This is a genomic window from Coleofasciculus sp. LEGE 07092 (assembly GCF_015207375.1).
Lineage (GTDB): Bacteria > Cyanobacteriota > Cyanobacteriia > Cyanobacteriales > Coleofasciculaceae > LEGE-07092.
This window is the reverse complement of the sequence record NZ_JADEWY010000260.1, coordinates 1-2,577: the sequence shown is the minus strand read 5'-3', so window position 1 is coordinate 2,577 and position 2,577 is coordinate 1. Positions and strand designations below refer to the sequence as shown.

Here is a 2,577-nt window from a genome sequence, read left to right as displayed (position 1 = left end):
CCCCTACTCCCCAGCTCCCCATCACCCCTAGTTCGGGAACCCGTACAGAAACAATGATTGCAGTTTACGGCACAGGTTAGGTAAATTAGCACTCAGAAGCCGAGAGTGCTAAAGTCAATTTGAAGTAGTAAATTAGGAGGGATTTGTATGGCAGCCGTAACGCTGAGTGTTTCTGCTGTTAAACCGTTAGGCGATCGCGTCTTCGTCAAAGTCAGCGCTGCTGAAGAGAAGACGGCTGGTGGCATTTTGTTACCCGATAACGCCAAAGAGAAGCCGCAAATCGGGGAAATTGTCGCTACCGGTCCTGGCAAGCGCAACGATGACGGTTCTCGTTCCGAACTCGAAGTCAAGATCGGCGACAAGGTGCTTTACTCCAAGTACGCCGGTACCGACATCAAGTTGGGCAACGAAGATTACGTTCTGCTTTCAGAAAAAGACATCCTAGCAGTCGTTTCATAGCCTTTGTGGTTCATTGTTCATGGTTCACAGTCTTCCATCAACGATGAACAACTAGCAAAATCCAAAATCTAGAGTCAAAAATCTCAACAAATCTATGGCTAAACGCATCATTTATAACGAAAATGCTCGTCGCGCCCTCGAAAGGGGCATGGATATCCTGGCAGAATGTGTCGCTGTTACCCTGGGTCCGAAAGGTCGCAACGTAGTTCTGGAGAAGAAGTTTGGCGCTCCTCAAATTGTGAATGATGGAGTTACCATTGCCAAAGAAATCGAATTGGAAGACCATGTTGAGAACACGGGTGTTGCTCTGATTCGGCAGGCTGCTTCCAAAACCAACGATGCCGCTGGCGATGGAACCACAACCGCAACGGTACTCGCTCATGCCATGGTCAAGGAAGGCTTGCGCAACGTTGCCGCTGGTGCAAATGCGATCTCTCTCAAGCGTGGAATTGACAAAGCGATCACTTTCTTGGTGAACAAGATTGCTGAACACGCTCGTCCAGTCGAAGAAACCAAAGCAATCGCTCAAGTCGGTGCTATCTCTGCCGGTAACGATGAAGAAGTCGGTCAGATGATTGCCGAAGCCATGGATAAGGTGGGCAAGGAAGGTGTGATTTCCCTAGAAGAAGGGAAATCTATGACCACCGAACTGGAAATCACCGAAGGGATGCGCTTCGACAAAGGCTACATCTCTCCCTATTTCGCTACCGATATGGAGCGGATGGAAGCTATCCTCGAAGAACCTTTTATCCTGATTACGGATAAGAAAATTACACTGGTTCAAGACTTGGTGCCAGTGCTTGAGCAAGTCGCTCGTTCTGGTCGTCCTCTGCTGATTCTGGCTGAAGATATTGAGAAGGAAGCCCTGGCTACCTTAGTAGTCAACCGTTTGCGCGGTGTGCTGAACGTGGCTGCGGTTAAGGCTCCTGGTTTTGGCGATCGCCGTAAGGCTATGCTTGAAGACATCGCTGTTCTCACAGGTGGTCAATTGATTACCGAAGATGCAGGTCTGAAGCTGGACAACACCCGGCTGGATATGCTAGGCAAAGCCCGTCGGATCGCAATCACCAAGGATAACACCACGATTGTGGCGGAAGGCAACGACCAAGCCGTTAAATCCCGTTGCGAGCAAATCCGTCGTCAAATGGAAGAAAGCGATTCTTCCTATGACAAAGAGAAGCTGCAAGAACGCTTGGCGAAACTGGCAGGTGGCGTGGCTGTGGTGAAAGTGGGTGCTGCCACGGAAACCGAAATGAAAGACCGCAAACTGCGCTTGGAAGACGCCATCAACGCTACCAAAGCTGCTGTAGAAGAAGGTATTGTTCCAGGTGGTGGTACTACCCTGGCTCACCTCACACCTCAGCTAGAGTCTTGGGCAAACGAAAACCTGACAGATGAAGGACTCACAGGTGCGCTGATTGTCGCCCGTGCATTGGCAGCTCCCCTGAAGCGGATTGCTGAGAACGCCGGTCAAAACGGTGCGGTTATCGCCGAGCGGGTTAAAGAGAAAGAGTTCAACGTGGGCTACAATGCGGCGACTAATGAGTTCGTCGATATGTTTGAAGCTGGTATCGTTGACCCCGCTAAGGTGACTCGTTCTGCTCTGCAAAATGCTGCATCTATTGCAGGGATGGTGTTGACTACCGAGTGTATCGTAGTTGACAAGCCTGAACCCAAGGAAGGTGCTGGTGCTGGCGCTGGCATGGGCGGCGGTGACTTCGATTACTAATCGCTGAATCTGTAGGGGCAATTTTAGGAATTGCCTTTACACATCATGAATAATTCAAGCTGTCTCTCTTCAAAGAGGCAGCTTTTTTCATAATTAATATAGATCCCACATTCCGCACTTCAATATGTAGTATAACTGAAGTATGAGGGGCGATCGCTAAACGATCCAAATAATCAAGTAAAAGTACTCAGTTGACTAAGAGTTCGCGTCAGATTGACGTGAACTCGTTCTGGACTTATCTCCTTAATGTCATCAAGGAGTACTTATTGACAATAAAGACTCATGACCCCCGACTCCTTCAATCAGGATAAGCTTGACTATTTTCCGTTAATTTTTGGGTCGAAAAAGAGAAGAATTAACCGGATAAAATATAATAGTTCTGACAAGAT

2 protein-coding genes are annotated in these 2,577 nt (G+C 48.5%); both read left to right on the top strand.

All coding sequences use genetic code 11. From position 1 onward, the window contains the following. The first annotated feature begins 147 nt into the window (after positions 1–147). On the top strand, positions 148–459 hold the full coding sequence (gene groES / locus IQ257_RS29340; RefSeq protein WP_193882596.1) for a co-chaperone GroES: 312 nt from the start codon (positions 148–150) through the stop codon (positions 457–459). A gap of 94 nt (positions 460–553) precedes the next feature. Beyond that, positions 554–2,188 carry a chaperonin GroEL gene (gene groL / locus IQ257_RS29335; protein WP_193882593.1) on the top strand — a complete coding sequence of 545 codons (1,635 nt, stop codon included), beginning with the start codon at positions 554–556 and terminating at the stop codon, positions 2,186–2,188. Positions 2,189–2,577 lie beyond the last annotated feature (389 nt).